Below are 15,237 nucleotides of genomic sequence, written 5' to 3' on the forward strand. Positions count from 1 at the left end.
TCTGTTACTGATGATGAGGCCGCACTGATCCGCCCAGTGGTCATGATCAGACATAGAAGGAGCTCGTGCATTCTGACTCTGGCGTGGCTGGGATGCGCCGGCAAGGAGCGAAACAGAGACCGCGGCCAGGTGTAGTGGATGGATGGCCCTTCCCTGCCAAACTTGGACCGCCTCTCACTAAGTTGGTTGAGATGCAGAATTGTCTGCATCGAATCTCCGGAGGCGCCAATTGTCGGCATCTGCCCTTCCAGTGGAAAGAATGTCTGCGACTGGCCCCCTGGGCCCAGAAAGATCTGCGTTGAATCGTGGAGTTCGTGGCGTTTCGGTAGAGTTATGCCCCAAAGAATCATTGACTTAGCTTGCCGTCAAATCTCTGCGACGAACAAGGCCGCCCCCAGGGCTACGGCCGCCCGGAGATGTTCGGCTACAGCGAAATCCAGCGTTATCTACCTTCCCGAAGCCCTCAGAATTCGCCGAGAACGACGGTTCGGCGTCCGTGATCCCGGCCCCAGCGCCGAGGCGTCCAATGTGATCTACATGAGCCGTGGACCGAGGCCGCGCCAGCGCGTGTGAAGCGCTTCCGTAGGGGCGCTGCCCCTACACCCCGCTAAACTCGGACACCCGCCTTCGGAGAATTCGCAATGCTACCCAAGCGCCAGGTCGTGCCCCTGGATCAAGTACCGGCAGCTCTGGAAAAGACGGGCTTCATTCTTGAGCATGTCGTTGCGAGCGCCTTCAAGAAGGCCCGCTGGACAACCATAGGGAGCCGCTACTACGCCGACGATGTGGACGGGCGTGCCCGAGAGCTCGATCTAATTGCCTATAGGACCGTTACAAATGGAGACTTGGAAGTGGTCTCGGCAGTGCTCGCAAGCTGCAAGAAGGATGAGGCGCGTACCTGGGCCTTCCTTACTGAGGAAAAGCCCCGCCAGGATCCGAATTATGATTGGAATCCTGTCCACTTCTGGACCGACGTTGAACCTTTGCGCACGTACCTCAAAACTGAAGATTGGCGAAAAGAATTGTATGGCGCTCTCGGTGGCACTTACGAGGGCCTCTTCGCTGCAACAAAGTCCGTCTTCGCTTTCCAGCAGCTTGGAGTGACTCAACAGAATCAAGGCAAGAGGAAAGGTGGTGCGAGTCACGATGCTGCAGTGCCGCGGCCTGTGGTTACAGCGCCAGTCACATCGCAGAACGACGACCAGATCTTTGGATCAATCGTTAGCGTGATGAAGGCGCTGGATCATGAGATGGAGTCTTTGCCGAACAGGGCAAAGAACAAGAAGCGGCTCTATCACTTCACTTTACTTTCCATTGTGGATGCGCCCTTAGTTGATGTCTTCTACAAGGGAAATTCACCGACTGTGACCGAAATTGATGGGATAACACATCTATCCCGCTACATGGTCAATCGAAGAGAACTATCCGCCTTGGTCCACTTTGTTCAGGCGAGCGCCCTGCCCCAGTACTTGAAGTGTCTAACAGAATCTACGGCACCCTCAGCGAAATTCTTCACCGAACTGGTTGGGCGGTCCTACGAGGCAATCATCTCGAATGTGCATGTCCGATCGTACTTTTCAAAGGCCATGAACGGCATGCTGGTATGGCGGATCAATGAGGCGTTACGCCGATTGACTGGGGTGTACGGCGAAGTGTCTTCAGTCGAACTAGGTTATAAGGACGATTTTCTGGAGATCGAATTAGATGAGGATCGTTTCACTATCGATCTGTTGAATCAGGATGCCGAGCTATCTGAGTCAGTGAAGGAGCTCCTAAACAAGCGGGCCAGGTATCAAGGTAGATTCCGATTTGCGCTCGATATCCCCTTCTAGGGCGCTGACTCACGGATCGCGGCAGCGGAGCCATTCACCCCTAGCATTTCGCAACTGCTCCCAGCCATTGCTGAGGCGCCGCATTGCAGTGCCGCCCATGCATGCAGCGCCAAGCTGCTTTGCCTCTGCACTTCCGTAGGCTGGCATGCGAACAATCTCGCTCGATGGCGTTGGCATGCCTTGGCGGCGTGCCTCACTTTGGATCAAGGATCGCTCGACATCGGTGCAGTAAAGCCGTATGCGCGGATCGCTATGCTGCTGGCAATTCAACGGCTCGGCACCAAGGTTGCTCGCCTTTGACCCAAGTGCTACATGCCTGGGTAAAGGCTGCGGGCCGGTGGCCGATCGTATTTGCTGCGCATGAAGCGGGGCTGCCAGCAGTAATACAGCGAGAACTGGTGCCGATCGAATGTCCATTTCGCCCCCAAGGTTCGGGAGCATGATATCCCACCCCAAAATGTTCGTGACGCGTCACGATAATTAGAGGGTCGCCGGATATGATGGCGTCTCGGGGAGCGTGCCCAGTGGGCGCTTGCCAGCTGCGATCAGGGTGCTCCCGTTCGCTGCGGCGGTAGTCGCCCGTGACTCGCGCTCGTCACAGGCGACCCCGCCGCAGCCCTTATGCGCTCGGTGGTCGAATCCGATTGTTCGCTGAACGGATCAACGGGCCAGGTGTTCGAGATGATTTCGTGGTCTTTCGCTGACAGCAGTATGCCGAACTCCGTCCGTTTGACAGACCAGCCCAAGGCCCAAAGCTGCTCAGTGGTGAACAGGTCAAGCACCTGGCCGCCGCCCAATGCCCGGAACCCGGCAATATCGCGGTGGCCGTACCAGCCGGCGTGACGCGCCCTGGCTTGAACTGCCATATCCAAGATGCATTGTAAGCCGGCTGGTTTCGCTTGGACGCCATCAAGTCCAGCAATCCTATCGCGGGAGATTCCGGAGCCCAGCAAAAACCGTAGGCGCCTTCAAATACGCCGGCACTAACGCCTGCGGACGGGTCGTACAGGAACTCTAAGGTTTCCATGGTCGTAATCGATGCGGCATTCGGCATAAGGGCACACTCCCCAATCTTGCGGGCAACCATGCCATCTTTCTATTGATTCGACGATAGACCCTTTTGCAACTGACGCGCCAATCGGCGAAAATACCTTGCACACCTAGTGCTTCACGGTGCTGGCTGTGTAGATGTACTCAAGTCTTCAGAAGCCACGCTGAGTATGCTGCCTGGCATCGATACGCGTGTCCCTATAAAGCAGGCAAGCCGTTCTAGTGCCCACCGGTATTGCGCCGGATCGGAGCCGAACTGCATGTCCCCTCGTTGTTGTGCTCGTCAGTTTGATCAGTTTGGGAGATCAACAGTGCCGCTTCACCATTACACCAAAGCTGACACACTTCCACTGATTCTAGAGAACAAGTCCTTGCGCTTTACCCGCGCTGATCTTCTGGATGATGAGTCCGAAGTTCCATTCGCGAGCCCGTTGATAGATCCGCGTTTGTTCTTTGTCAGCTCTTGGTCTCGCAGCTCGCATGGAGAGGCTGGGATGTGGGCCCGTTATGGAGATGGTGACCGAGGGGTGCGTATTGAACTGCCAGAGGTTCGTTTCCCTTGGTCACCATTGGATGTTGAGGTCGCTCGGCCGACAGGGCGTCTGAGGGTCGATGGCACCCCTGAGCAGGAAGGCCTCAGGATCTTCTCCGTGGAAACGCCCTATGGTCGCGACACACTATTTGGAAATGGGTACCTAGCCATTCCATTTGGGGCCGACATGAAATCTCAGTTTGGCTCGGACGTTCTCTATTCAGTCGATCCCTTGGTGGAGGTCAGTCGCAGGCTGAAGGTGACCTCAAGCGGCCTTACGATCGATGGAGATGGCACCTACGTCGCACGGGTCAAAGGTGTGGCGTGGGCGGACCAGGCTGAGCATCGCTTCGTTCTCAGTGCATTCAAGGGGCCTGCGATTGACTACGCCAGAGATCCTGCCGGCTATATTGACGAACTGCTCGATAGCATTGGAGCAGCTGCAGCATCGAATTTCTCTGGATTCACTCCTGATGTGAGGCACATCGATCTCCGATTAGCAGAAAATGCTTTCGATGGACTGGTGGTAACGACGGGTGCGGCGATGCCCGAGGCGACCCGCGACGCACTTGAAGATCGGGTCAGAGGATTGGTTCCGTCAGTCAGGTTTGAACGTTGCGCTCTAAGCGTTAGGGTAAGGCGATGAGTTGCCACTATAAATGGACCGTTGCATCTTCCGTGCTCCTCTCTTTTTTCCACGCAGCGACAATTTCGCTTGGCTTGAGTGGTCCAAGGCAGTAATGGAGGGGTGCTGACGACTGGTAGTCATGCACCCGCATGTCGCATTCGCCTCGCCCGTGGTTCAACTAGGCAGAAGCCGACAGCACACAGGTTTGCGTCTTCGATTCGGCGAATAGCCTTGCAGCCCAAGGCCTCAGCCACGTCGCGCCATATACAACGATTCTGAAAATGTTGAATGTGGTGACGGGATCGGCCTTACTGCATTGGCATCGCGCACAACCGGGCGTATTCCTCTCCGTGCCACCGAGTACCGGTGGTCGGGCTTCGAAACCCCGGTTCTACGCTGAAGTAAACGCTTGCCAGCCGGCATCACCCGTCAGGTGGTGCCGGCTGGCAATCCGTCGGCCGGCTATGGCGGGCGGTGCGTGGAGGCCTCGTGCCTGCCGGTTTAGCGTAGACCGGGTTTCGAACCTCGCACCGTCCGCCACCTTCATCGGTGGCGGCTTCTGCCTGCCCGCAAGGAGCCCTGCCATGACCAAGCGCTACTCCCCTGCCCCGCAACCGATCCAGGAAGAGCCCGCGAACGGCCCCGCACTGGACCGGAACACCCTCGTTGCCCTGCTGCACAGCATCGGTTCGGGCGCCACGTCCGATGGCCAGCCCTGGCCAGAGCGCCACCTGATGCCGGGCCGGCGCATCGCCCTTGCCGACACCGACTGCTCGCTGGCAGGCCTTCGCGTGGTGATGGAGATCCTGTTGGCTGCGCAGCGCGCCCGCGAGAACGGCGAGCTGGAGCAGGACGTCGGTCCGCGGATCATGGAGGGGCTGATCATGGCCGGGCTGGGACTCACCGCGCACGCCAGCACGCGGGTGCGCCCGGAGGGTTGAGTGGCCTGGTGCAGCTGGGCGGCCACGGCCCTATGCGTCGGGATCATGATTGCGGCACAGGCACAGTGGTTTGAGCCACCTGTCCCCTCGCCTATCGCGTTTCAGCGCATCTCCAACGAACGATTTTCACAGCTGCGCCGGCAAGCGATGCAGTTCGTGGAGGTTCGGCGTGGGCACGGCTTCCAGTTCGTGGAGCGGCATGAAGGCGCCTCTTTCCAGGTTCACTGCAGGGGCGTGCCCGTGTTGTGGCTGGAGAAGCGGCCGCAGCATGTGCTGTTGCAGGTCTCACTGGATGCGAATCAGCGGGCGCCCGCCGTTGTGCCGTTGCGTGCACTGCTTCAATGGCAGCTGGAGCCCGTGGACTATCTGGAGCAGGTGCTGGCGAGCGTGCCGGAGCCTGTTCTGATGGATCGGGTGCTGCAGATGTTGGTTGGCGAGGTGCCTGATGGTGTGCGATGTGGCACGCAATAGCCGAGCATGGCTCGGCTCTACAGGGGCGCTGGCTGCGGGGGCTCGGGTTCGTGGATGGAGCCTTCGAGCAGGGCGACGTAGGTGTCCAGGCGGGTGCGCAGGCCGATCAGCATCCATCCCGCAAGGTAGAGCAGCACCAGCCCGTATATGAGGAACGCACCAAGCGCCCCGACATCAAAGGCGCTGGCCCAATCACCCCATTGCCATCCGCGGACCTGCAGGTAGAGGGCAATCAACAGCGGAAACGGCCCGAGACGTTGCAGCCCGCCGTACATCAGGCCCATCCGCTCGATCATGCTTGTGCGCAGGTGGCTGACGTACTTGAGGCGACGCTCACGCTCGACCCTGGGAAATCCTCGGAGTTCGGCGATTACCCCTTGCCACTGGGAAAACTCGCCATCCATCTCCTGCGCATGCGACAGCCGTGGTTGGCTGAACTGGCGGATACCCCTACGGGCTGCGAAGACGCCGGCAACGATGAAGCTGGCGATCTCCACCACGAGGCATGCCGTGACGAGCGGAGAGGTAAAGGTGACCGCGACCCATCGCTCCGGAAGCTGGCTGCTGAGAACCCCGACGAGGGCCGCCAATACTCCAACGCGGAACGCCCACCTCTCCACCCTTCCCGCCTTCGGGTAGATGCTGTGCTCAACCAGCCCCTGCACCCGCTGGTAAAGCCAGTGGAAGGTAAGTTCCTGCGAATCGGCCTTTGCCGGCGAATCGAGTTCGCCCCCTGCCTGCATGTCCATTGCGTCCCCTGCCCCGGCCGGCAGATGCCGGCCGCCTCATCGTAGCCCAGGCGCACTTCCGGTGGCGCCGCCGCAGCCGCTCACATGCCCAGGTCAGACAGCCCCGGGTGATCATCCGGGCGACGCCCCAGCGGCCAATGGAACTTGCGCTCGCTCTCCTTGATCGGCATGTCGTTGATGCTCGAGAACCGATGCTCCATCAACCCATCGGCTCCGAATTCCCAGTTCTCGTTTCCATAAGAACGGAACCAGTTGCCGGAGTCGTCATGCCATTCATAGGCGTAGCGCACGGCAATTCGGTTGCCGCTGAAGGCCCACAATTCCTTGATCAAGCGGTAGTCCAGTTCCTTCTTCCATTTGCGGGCCAGGAACTGCCTCGCTTCCTCGCGGCCGTGGGTGAACTCGGCACGGTTGCGCCAGCGGGTGTCGAGCGAATAGGCCAGCGCGACCTTGTCGGCATCGCGGGAGTTCCAGCCATCCTCGGCAAGGCGAACCTTCTCGATGGCCGATTCAAGGGTGAACGGCGGCAGCGGCGGACGGGGTGCTTCAGTGGACACGGTGGGGCCTCCAATCAAGTGGATGAACGGGGTGCTTCGACGGGTTTTGACGACTCAGGCGTCAGCGCCTGGCCTGTTCCAACAACACCTTTGCAACGTCCCTGGCAGTGTCTGCGGCGTTGTAGTCGCCCATCACGCGCGAGACGGTGATGGCGCCTTCCATGAGAACCAGCAGCTGCCGCGCCAATGCGTCCGGCTGCTCGATATCCAGCTGCGTGGTGAGTTCCAGCGTGTAATCCAGCAGCTTCTGCTTGTGGTGTTTTGCGATGTGGCGAATCGGATCGTCGGGGTCGCCCACCTCGCCCGCGGTATTGATGAAGGCGCAGCCGCGATAGCCCTCGGACTCGAACCAGCCCTTGAGCACGGTGAACATGCCGAGGATGCGCGCTTCCGGGCTGTCGGCCTTGTCGCACGCCTGCTGGAACCAGTCCAGCCAGCGCACATCGCGCGCGTTCAATGCCGCAGCGGCCACCTGGTCCTTGTTTTCAAAGTGCCGGTAGATGCTTTTGCGTGCCACGCCTGAGGTCTTCACCAGCAGGTCCATGCCGGTGGCGTGGATTCCGTTCTGGTAGATCAGCGCCTCGGCGGTGGCCAGGATCTTCTGCGCGGTGTCGGTGCCGGTCTTGTGCATGGCTGTAAGGTAGAACGAACGTTCTACCTTGTCAACGCGCGATGGGCAGCGTCTCGGGTGTGCACATCCACGCAAGACGATCTATCAAGAAATCAGGACAGTTCATCACCCAGGCGCCTGATTGCAGGCGCAAAGTACGCCTCACCACCCACCCATGAGAATTCGCGCATGAACACCTTCGCCCGCACCCTGGCCGTTGCCACCCTCGCCCTCTCGGTCCAGGCCGGCCTGTCCGCGCAGGCCGCCGAACCGGCCAAGCCGGCGCCGATCACCAGCGTCGCGCGTACCGCCAGCTACATCACCACCGCCGATGGCGTGCAGCTCTACTACAAGGACTGGGGCCCGAAGGACGGCCCGGTGGTGACCTTCAGCCACGGCTGGCCGCTGAACTCGGACAGCTGGGAATCGCAGATGATCTTCCTGGCCAACCACGGCTACCGCGTCATCGCGCATGACCGTCGTGGCCACGGCCGTTCCAGCCAGCCGTGGGAAGGCAACGACATGGATCACTACGCCGATGACCTGGCCACGGTGATCAACACGCTCGACCTGCACGACGTGACGTTGGTGGGCTTCTCCACTGGCGGCGGCGAAGTGGCGCGCTACATCGGCCGCCATGGCACCGGCCGGGTGAAGAAGGCGGTGCTGATCAGCTCGGTGCCGCCGTTCATGCTGAAGACCGCCGACAACCCCAACGGCCTGCCGATTGAAGTGTTCGACGGCATCCGCAAGGCGCAGATGGACAACCGCGCACAGCTGTACAAGGACATCCCGTCGGGCCCGTTCTACGGCTTCAACCGCCCGGGCGCGAAGGTGTCCCAGGGCTTGATCGATGCGTGGTGGGCGCAGGGCATGCAGGGCGGCCACAAGAACACCTACGATTCGATCGCCGCGTTCTCGGCCACCGACTTCCGCGCCGACCTGAAGAAGTTCGATGTGCCCACGCTGGTCATCCACGGCGACGACGACCAGATCGTGCCGATCGACATCTCTGGCCGCCAGTCGGCAAAGCTGATCAAGAACGCCCGGCTGATCGTGTACCCGGGCGCGCCGCATGGCCTGACCGACACGCACAAGGATCGTGTCAACCAGGACCTGCTGACGTTCCTGCAGGAAAAGTAAGCCTCTTGGGGCTCTGGCATCTCGCCGGAGCCCCTTGTCTCACCTCACGTTCTCGCAGCCGCGCGCCATGCGGGCCACGCTTCGCTGATGACGCCCACCGCGGACTTCAGGAACAGCAGCGCGATGACCGCACCTACCACGATATCCGGCCAGCCACGACCGGTGAGCGCGACGCCACCGGCAGCCACCAGTACGCCGATATTGGCGGCGACGTCGTTGCGCGAGCACGCAAAGGTGCTTTTCATGTTGATGTTGAGCGTGCGGAACCGCCACAGCAACGCCAGGCACACCAGATTGGCCGCCAGCGCGATGGCGCCGAAGCCGAGCATCACGCCACTGGAAGGGGGTACGCCGTTTGCCAGCTTGGTGATGACTTCCAGCACGATGAACACAAAGAAGCCCAAGATCAGCACTCCCTTGGCCAGGGCTGCACCGGCTTCCCAGCGCGCACCCCGGTTCACCGCCCACAGGCTCGGGCCGTACACGATGGCGTCGCCCAGCATGTCGACAGCGTCGGCCTGCAGCGCGCTTGAGCGCGCCACGATGCCTGCGCCGAATTCGATGAGGAACATCGCCAGGTTGATGATCAGTACCGCCACCAGCACGCGCCGTTGCGCACTGTGGAGTGCCAGCGCTTCCAGTTCCTGGCGCTTGTGGCCACAGCAGTGATCCATGGGTATCTCCGGCCAGGCCTGGCCTGGGCTTGAAAGGAGGTGAGGCAGCCGTTATCAACCCTGTAGCCCCTACAAGGTCAAGCCCATGCCCGCTCACCTCACCATCGGCCAGCTGGCCCGCCAGACCGGCACCAAGGCCGAGACCATCCGCTATTACGAAAAGATCGGCCTGCTCCAGCCACCGCTGCGGTCCGACGGCAATTACCGCTACTTCAGTGCACAGGACCAACGGCGGCTGTCATTCGTGCGCCGGGCCCGGGAGCTGGGCTTTTCCATCGAGCAGATCCGCGAGCTGATCGCCTTGGGTGAGCAGCGCGAGCACGAATGCAGCTCGGTGGACGACGTGGTGAAGGCGCATATCGCCGACATCGCGCGCCGGGTCCGCGACCTGCAGGCGCTGCAGGGCGAACTGCAGCGGATGATCGGCAATTGCCCGGGCGGGCGCGTAGCCGATTGCAGGGTGCTGGAAGCACTTCAGTTGCAGCCATGACCCTGCTGCCCCATCCACATCAGAACGAAACCTGCGCTCGCACGCCCACGGTATTTCCGGAGTCAGGCCCCTGGGCGTTGCCAACCTTGTTGTCGGTCTTCCAGTGAACGTAGTTCAGCATCAGGCGCGACCAGTTGTTGAGGTACCAGTTCACCCCGAGCGTCCATGCCGTGCCCTCGCCGCCCCGGGCCGCATCGAGAAAGTCGTAGCGGTCATAGCGCGCGGCCAGCTCGAAGGCGCCAACGCCACCCTCCTGCACCGGACGCAATACGCGCGTGGTACCCCAGACCCCAGAGCGGCTGCTGAAGCCGGGGCGCTCGCCGGTGATCAGCCAGCCTGCGTAGACCGATGTCGCCTGCTGGTCGACCGAGTCGACCGTGCGTGACTCGATGGTGCGGGTGGTGTGTTCGGCGAAGGCCCACACCGGGCCGTACACTGCGCCCAGCTCAAGCCCCCAGGCGTGGTTGTCGGTGACGTTGGCGATGGAGCTGGCCGACACGCGCACGTTGCCGTTCCAGCCCAGCGCGATCGGAGAGGTCTTGTTGATGCTGCCGACATCCTGGCCGAGATCCTCGTACCAGTACCAGCCTCCCAGATGCACGAAGCCTGCCTGGCCACGCAATGGGTTCCAGTGCGCGCGCAGCAGATACGCAATGGTGTCGCTGGCCGTGCTGTCATTGCCGATATCGTCACCGGTCACCGCCACGCTGGCGTGCCAGCCATCACCGATCACCTTGGTGGTGACGCCCAGCCCGTAGTACCCGCTCTGCTGGGCACCGACCGACGCCACCGCATTGCGCTGCATGAAAGGTGTATTGACGCCGCTGGTGCCACCATCGATCCCACGGTCCTTGAGCTTGTTGCCCACGTAGATTTCCGTTGGCAGGCCACCCAGCCGCGTGTCCCAGGACAGATAGGTATCCTTCAGCGAGACATCGTTGCCCGCAAAGTCCGCATCGATCTTGTAGCCCAGTGGTCCCATCCGACCTTCGGCACCGAGGCGGCCGCTGGCCAGGTCGGTGCCGGTGATGTTGCGTGCGTCGAATGCGGAACCGTGGGTACTGCTGAAATCGACCATCACCCGGCCGCGGGGGTGGAAGGTGAACTGGCCATCACTGCTGCGGAACTCAGGTCCACCCTTGCGCCAGCGCAGATTGCCGTCACCGCCTCCCCCGGTTGCGGCGAGCTGTGCCACCTGCGCCTGCAGAATGGCCATGTCGTCCTGGCGGGTGTCAGCGATGGCCGCAGCCACCTGTGCATCGAGGCCCGCATCGCTGCCGGGTGCCGCGCCGGTACTTTGAGAGGCCCCCTCCAGTGCAGCCAGGCGTGCGCTCAGCTGCTCCAGCAGGGATGCCTGATCGCGCAGTTGCTTTGCCTGCTGCTGCACCTGCGCGCGCAATCCGGCTTCGGTATCTCCAGCCGCGGCCAGCACAGAGGGGGAAGCCAGCAACAGGCAGCCGCCGGCAGCCGCGCCAAGCGCGGCACGCTTCAGTGAGTTCATGCAGTTCTCCCGAATGAAATACAGTGTGCGGCTCAGTCGCCCGCGCCATCATCGTCCAGCGAGCGAGGTGGCTGAGCAGCAGCGGCGGGTATCGCGCTGGCATCGTGCGGCGGCAGCCGCACAGGCGGCGGCCCGAGGTAGCCGTGGCTGCGTGCCCAGTTGGCGAAAAGCCGCGGCCACTGCGCCACCAATGTCCCGGGCTTGCCCAACCCCCAGCTGTGGCCTCCGGCTTCGAACAGATGCAGCTCCACCGGAATGCCTGCCGCATGCGTGGCCTGGTACATCGCCACGCTGTGGCCGACATCCACGGTGCGATCGTCCACGGCCTGGGCCAGGAACACCGGCGGCATGTCCTTGCGGACGTGTTGTTCGACCGAATAGGCCTGCTGTGCGTCGTTCTGGCTGGCCAGTTCCCGCTTCGACCGGGTGTGGTCCAGCGGCGGGCGCATTGAAACGACCGGATAGATCATGCCAAGAAAGTCCGGGCGCGCTGACAGCTGGTCGGCTGCATCCACCGGCGGATACAACGGGGCATCGAAGCGCGTGGCGACGATACCGGCCAGATTGCCGCCGGCGGAAAAGCCCAATGCGCCGATGCGCTCCGGATCGACCCCCAGGCTTGCGGCCTGCGCGCGCAGCAGCCGCATGGCGCGCTGGCCATCCTGGAACGGCGAAACCGGCGCCCATCCATCGGCAGGCAGCCGGTAGTACACCACCGCGGCCGTGACGCCCAGCGATTGCAGCCACTGCGCCGTCGGCTTGGCGGCGCTGCCAATCTGGATGCGGAAGTAGCCGCCGCCGCCGAAAATCACCACGGCTGTTCCGTTCGGTTTCAGCGGTCGGTAGATCTCCATGCGCGCGTTACTGATTCCCGAGACCGCGCCCTTCGCGCTGCCTTCGGCGCCGATCCGTTCCGGGCCACGCGCGCGTTGCTGCCAGTGGTCCTGCGGCCACAGCGGAATCACCTCGGGCGCCGATGCAGGCGGCGCTGCCGGCACCGCACCGGCAAGCAAGGGGTTCAGCAGGAACAGAAGCACCGCCAACCCGCGCAGCTTTCCCACATGCAGACTCATATCACGCCCTCCCGTCGGCCTTTACGGGGCGAAGTGTGCGTCGAGTCGCGCTGGTGTCCTATAGCCGGATGGGACTAGCTGGTCCGTGCTTTTCTGTGTGCGCTGCAGCATCAAAGTGGATGCTTTTGGCTGGAGCGTCACCAGGGGATTCGCCATTACACGCTTCGCCAGGCGTTCTTGTTTTCCCGCCCCTCCCCGCTCCAGCAACCGGCTTTGCTGCAGGAGGCGCTGCTTCCATGGGAAGCGACTGGCACGAGGGTCAGCCGAGCATGGCTCGGCTCTACAGGGAAGCCAGCTCGCGCGCAAGGAACGGTGCCGTCCTGCTGCCTTTGGCCCGCGCCACCTGTTGCGGTGTTCCCTTCGCGACGATGGTGCCCCCTGCCCCGCCAGCGCCGGGGCCTACGTCAATCACCCAGTCCGCCTGCGCGACCGCGCGCATGTCGTGCTCGATCATCACCACGGTATTCCCGGCGTCCACCAGTCGCTGCAGCTGCACCAGCAGCCGGTCCGCGTCGGAGGCATGCAGGCCGGTGGTGGGCTCGTCCAGCACGTACAGCGTGCGCCCGCGCTGGCTGCGCTGCAGCTCGGTGGCCAGCTTGATGCGCTGGGCCTCGCCGCCTGAAAGCTCGGTGGCCGGCTGGCCCAGCCTCAGGTAACCCAGGCCGATTTCCTGCAGCAGCTGCAGTGGGCGGGCAATGGCATCCTCTTCGCTGAAGAACGCACGCGCCTGGTCCACCGTCATCTGCAGCACTTCGGCGATGTTGCGCTCATTCCACTGCACCTTCAGCGTGGCTTCGTTGTAGCGCGCACCGTGGCAGGTGGGGCACGGCGCATAGACGCTGGGCATGAACAGCAGTTCGACGCTGACAAACCCTTCGCCTTCGCAGGTTTCGCACCGGCCCTTGGCCACGTTGAACGAGAAACGGCCGGCGTCGAAACGGCGGCGGCGTGCGGCCGGTGTTGCGGCGAACAGCTTGCGCACGTGATCGAACAGGCCGGTATAGGTGGCCAGATTGGAGCGTGGCGTGCGCCCGATCGGCTTCTGGTCGACCTGCACGACGCGTTGAATGGCATCCACATCGCCGGCCAGGCGGCCTCGCGTTGCTTCGATCACGGTCGGCCCGTCGGTGGGCTCGGCGTCCGCGCCCTCGTCCACCGGCTCGTGCCCCAGGTGCAGCAGCATCAACTCTGGCAGCGCCTGGGCCATCAGGCTGGACTTGCCCGAGCCGGAAATGCCGGTGACGGCGGTCAGCAATCCCAGCGGTACCTGTGCGTCCACACCCTGCAGGTTGTGCCGATGGATGCCTTGCAGCTGCAGCCAGTTGCCGGCGCTGCGCTGGCGGCTGGCGGGCGCAGGCACCTGGTCGAAAAGATACCGGGCCGTGCGTGAGTCCTGGACGTGGCGCAGGCCATCCGGCTCGCCACTGTAGAGGACGCGCCCGCCGTGCTCCCCCGCCTCCGGGCCCACATCCACCAGCCACTGTGCGCGGCGCATCAGTTCCAGATCGTGCTCAACCACGAATACCGAGTTGCCGCCGTCGCGCAGCCGGTCGAGCGCGTCGTACAGCGCCTGGCTGTCGGCGGGATGCAGGCCCGCCGAGGGCTCGTCGAGCACGTACAGCACGCCGAACAGCAACGAGCTGAGCTGCGTGGCCAGCCGCAGGCGCTGCAGTTCGCCGGCCGACAGTGTGGGTGTGGCGCGATCCAGCGAGAGATAGCCCAGGCCCAGTTCACGCAGCTGGCGTACCCGTGCCATCACACCGCCTGCCAGCCGCTGTGCGGCCAGGCGTTTCTCTTCGGACAGGGCCGAGGTCAGCCGCACGTCGGGGGCACCGGCGTGGGTCGCTTGGCCACTCGCGGCCCGACGCGCGCGATCGCGGGGTGTCGCACTCCTGCGGGTGCGAGCGCCCTTGCTGTGCGCGCTGAAATCACCTTGTGCCACCGGCTCCAGCAGCTCCGCCAGCTGGTCCAGTGGCAGCCGCATGAACTCGCCGATATCCACGCCGGCAAAGGTGACCGACAGCGCTTCCGGCTTCAGGCGCTTTCCGTGGCAGGCCGGGCACAGCTTGCCTTCCATGTAGCGCGACACGCGCTTGCGCATCAGCGCGCTCTGGGTGTTGGCAAAGGTGTGCAGCACATAGCGGCGCGCACCGGTATAGGTGCCCATGTAGCTGGGTTCGAGCTTGCGCTTGAGCGCGGCGCGGGTCTCGGCAGGGGTGAATCCGGCGTAGACCGGCACGCTGGGCGTTTCTTCGGTGAACAGGATCCAGTCGCGGTGCTTCTTCGGCAGCTTCTTCCACGGCACGTCGATGTCGTAGCCGAGCGTGACCAGGATGTCGCGCAGGTTCTGGCCATGCCAGGCCGGCGGCCAGGAGGCGATGGCGCGCTCACGGATCGTCAGCGATGGGTCCGGCACCATCAGCGCTTCGGTCACTTCGTAGACATGGCCCAGGCCATGGCAGGTGCTGCAGGCGCCCTGCGGCATGTTCGGCGAGAAGTCTTCGGCATACAGCATGGGCTGATGGGCCGGGTACGCCCCGGCGCGCGAGTACATCATGCGCACCAGGCTGGACAGCGTGGTCACGCTGCCCACCGATGAACGCGCATTGCTGGCACCGCGCTGCTGCTGCAGGGCCACTGCCGGGGGCAGGCCGTCGATGGCATCCACATCGGGCACGCCCACCTGGTCGATCAGGCGCCGTGCATACGGCGCCACCGACTCGAAGTAGCGCCGCTGCGCTTCGGCGAACACGGTGCCGAAGGCCAGCGATGACTTGCCCGACCCCGAGACCCCGGAGAACACCACCAGTGCATTGCGCGGAATGGAGACGTCGACGTTCTTGAGGTTGTGCTCGCGTGCACCACGCACCTCGACGCAACCGCTGGCGGCGGCAGCGCATGACGACTCGCCAAAGGGGGTGTTGGACATCGTTACGATCCTGCAGGCAGTGAGCGGCGCGCGCCAGGGCGCGCCCAGGGATGCATT

Annotated in this window: 13 protein-coding genes; 6 read left to right on the forward strand and 7 right to left on the reverse strand. The window is 63.1% G+C overall.

Annotated elements, in window-relative coordinates; all coding sequences use genetic code 11:
• Nucleotides 1-641: 641 nt before the first annotated feature.
• The 4 genes from N440_RS08135 to N440_RS08160 all read left to right on the forward strand — a co-directional run bounded on the left by N440_RS08135 (nt 642) and on the right by N440_RS08160 (nt 5,454).
• Nucleotides 642-1,832 carry a hypothetical protein gene (locus N440_RS08135; RefSeq protein WP_133934682.1) on the forward strand — a complete coding sequence of 397 codons (1,191 nt, stop codon included), beginning with the start codon at nt 642-644 and terminating at the stop codon, nt 1,830-1,832.
• A gap of 1,577 nt (nt 1,833-3,409) precedes the next feature.
• Nucleotides 3,410-4,060, forward strand: coding sequence for a hypothetical protein (locus tag N440_RS08150; protein ID WP_133934683.1), 651 nt, complete (start codon nt 3,410-3,412; stop codon nt 4,058-4,060).
• Nucleotides 4,061-4,626: 566 nt separating this feature from the next.
• Complete coding sequence (locus N440_RS08155) at nt 4,627-4,983, forward strand: hypothetical protein (protein WP_053449767.1); 357 nt, start codon at nt 4,627-4,629, stop codon at nt 4,981-4,983.
• Between the two features lie 45 nt (nt 4,984-5,028).
• Nucleotides 5,029-5,454: a hypothetical protein gene (locus tag N440_RS08160; protein WP_243831304.1), complete on the forward strand. Its 426-nt coding sequence runs from the start codon at nt 5,029-5,031 to the stop codon at nt 5,452-5,454.
• 17 nt (nt 5,455-5,471) lie between these two features.
• Here N440_RS08160 and N440_RS08165 read toward each other — a convergent pair whose 3' ends face one another.
• The 3 genes from N440_RS08165 to N440_RS08175 form a co-directional block, all read right to left on the reverse strand.
• A complete protein-coding gene (locus N440_RS08165; protein WP_133934685.1) occupies nt 5,472-6,203 on the reverse strand; it encodes a hypothetical protein in 732 nt (243 codons plus the stop codon).
• An 80-nt stretch (nt 6,204-6,283) separates the two neighbouring features.
• On the reverse strand, nt 6,284-6,760 hold the full coding sequence (locus tag N440_RS08170) for a nuclear transport factor 2 family protein (protein ID WP_049458548.1): 477 nt from the start codon (nt 6,758-6,760) through the stop codon (nt 6,284-6,286).
• Between the two features lie 61 nt (nt 6,761-6,821).
• Nucleotides 6,822-7,391 (reverse strand): TetR family transcriptional regulator, encoded by a 570-nt coding sequence (locus N440_RS08175; protein WP_133934686.1) that lies wholly within the window; start codon nt 7,389-7,391, stop codon nt 6,822-6,824.
• Nucleotides 7,392-7,559: 168 nt separating this feature from the next.
• On the opposite strand from N440_RS08175, the gene N440_RS08180 reads away from it, so the two are divergent.
• Complete coding sequence (locus N440_RS08180) at nt 7,560-8,513, forward strand: alpha/beta hydrolase (protein WP_133934687.1); 954 nt, start codon at nt 7,560-7,562, stop codon at nt 8,511-8,513.
• 44 nt (nt 8,514-8,557) lie between these two features.
• Here the strand turns inward: N440_RS08180 and N440_RS08185 are convergent, their stop codons facing one another.
• Nucleotides 8,558-9,187, reverse strand: coding sequence for a cation transporter (locus N440_RS08185; protein WP_133934688.1), 630 nt, complete (start codon nt 9,185-9,187; stop codon nt 8,558-8,560).
• An 85-nt stretch (nt 9,188-9,272) separates the two neighbouring features.
• Here N440_RS08185 and N440_RS08190 point away from each other — a divergent pair, with 85 nt between their 5' ends.
• Complete coding sequence (locus tag N440_RS08190) at nt 9,273-9,677, forward strand: helix-turn-helix domain-containing protein (RefSeq protein ID WP_133934689.1); 405 nt, start codon at nt 9,273-9,275, stop codon at nt 9,675-9,677.
• A gap of 19 nt (nt 9,678-9,696) precedes the next feature.
• Here N440_RS08190 and N440_RS08195 read toward each other — a convergent pair whose 3' ends face one another.
• The 3 genes from N440_RS08195 to N440_RS08205 form a co-directional block, all read right to left on the reverse strand.
• Nucleotides 9,697-11,178: a porin gene (locus N440_RS08195; protein ID WP_133934690.1), complete on the reverse strand. Its 1,482-nt coding sequence runs from the start codon at nt 11,176-11,178 to the stop codon at nt 9,697-9,699.
• A gap of 32 nt (nt 11,179-11,210) precedes the next feature.
• Entirely contained in the window at nt 11,211-12,251 is a 1,041-nt protein-coding gene (locus tag N440_RS08200) for an alpha/beta hydrolase (RefSeq protein ID WP_133934691.1), read from the reverse strand.
• A gap of 280 nt (nt 12,252-12,531) precedes the next feature.
• The gene (locus N440_RS08205) at nt 12,532-15,180 is read right to left on the reverse strand and encodes an excinuclease ABC subunit UvrA (RefSeq protein WP_133934692.1); all 2,649 of its coding nucleotides are present in this window, start codon (nt 15,178-15,180) and stop codon (nt 12,532-12,534) included.
• Between the last annotated feature and the right edge of the window lie 57 nt (nt 15,181-15,237).

The sequence above is a fragment of the Stenotrophomonas sp. CC22-02 genome (assembly GCF_004365115.1).
GTDB lineage: Bacteria > Pseudomonadota > Gammaproteobacteria > Xanthomonadales > Xanthomonadaceae > Stenotrophomonas > Stenotrophomonas forensis.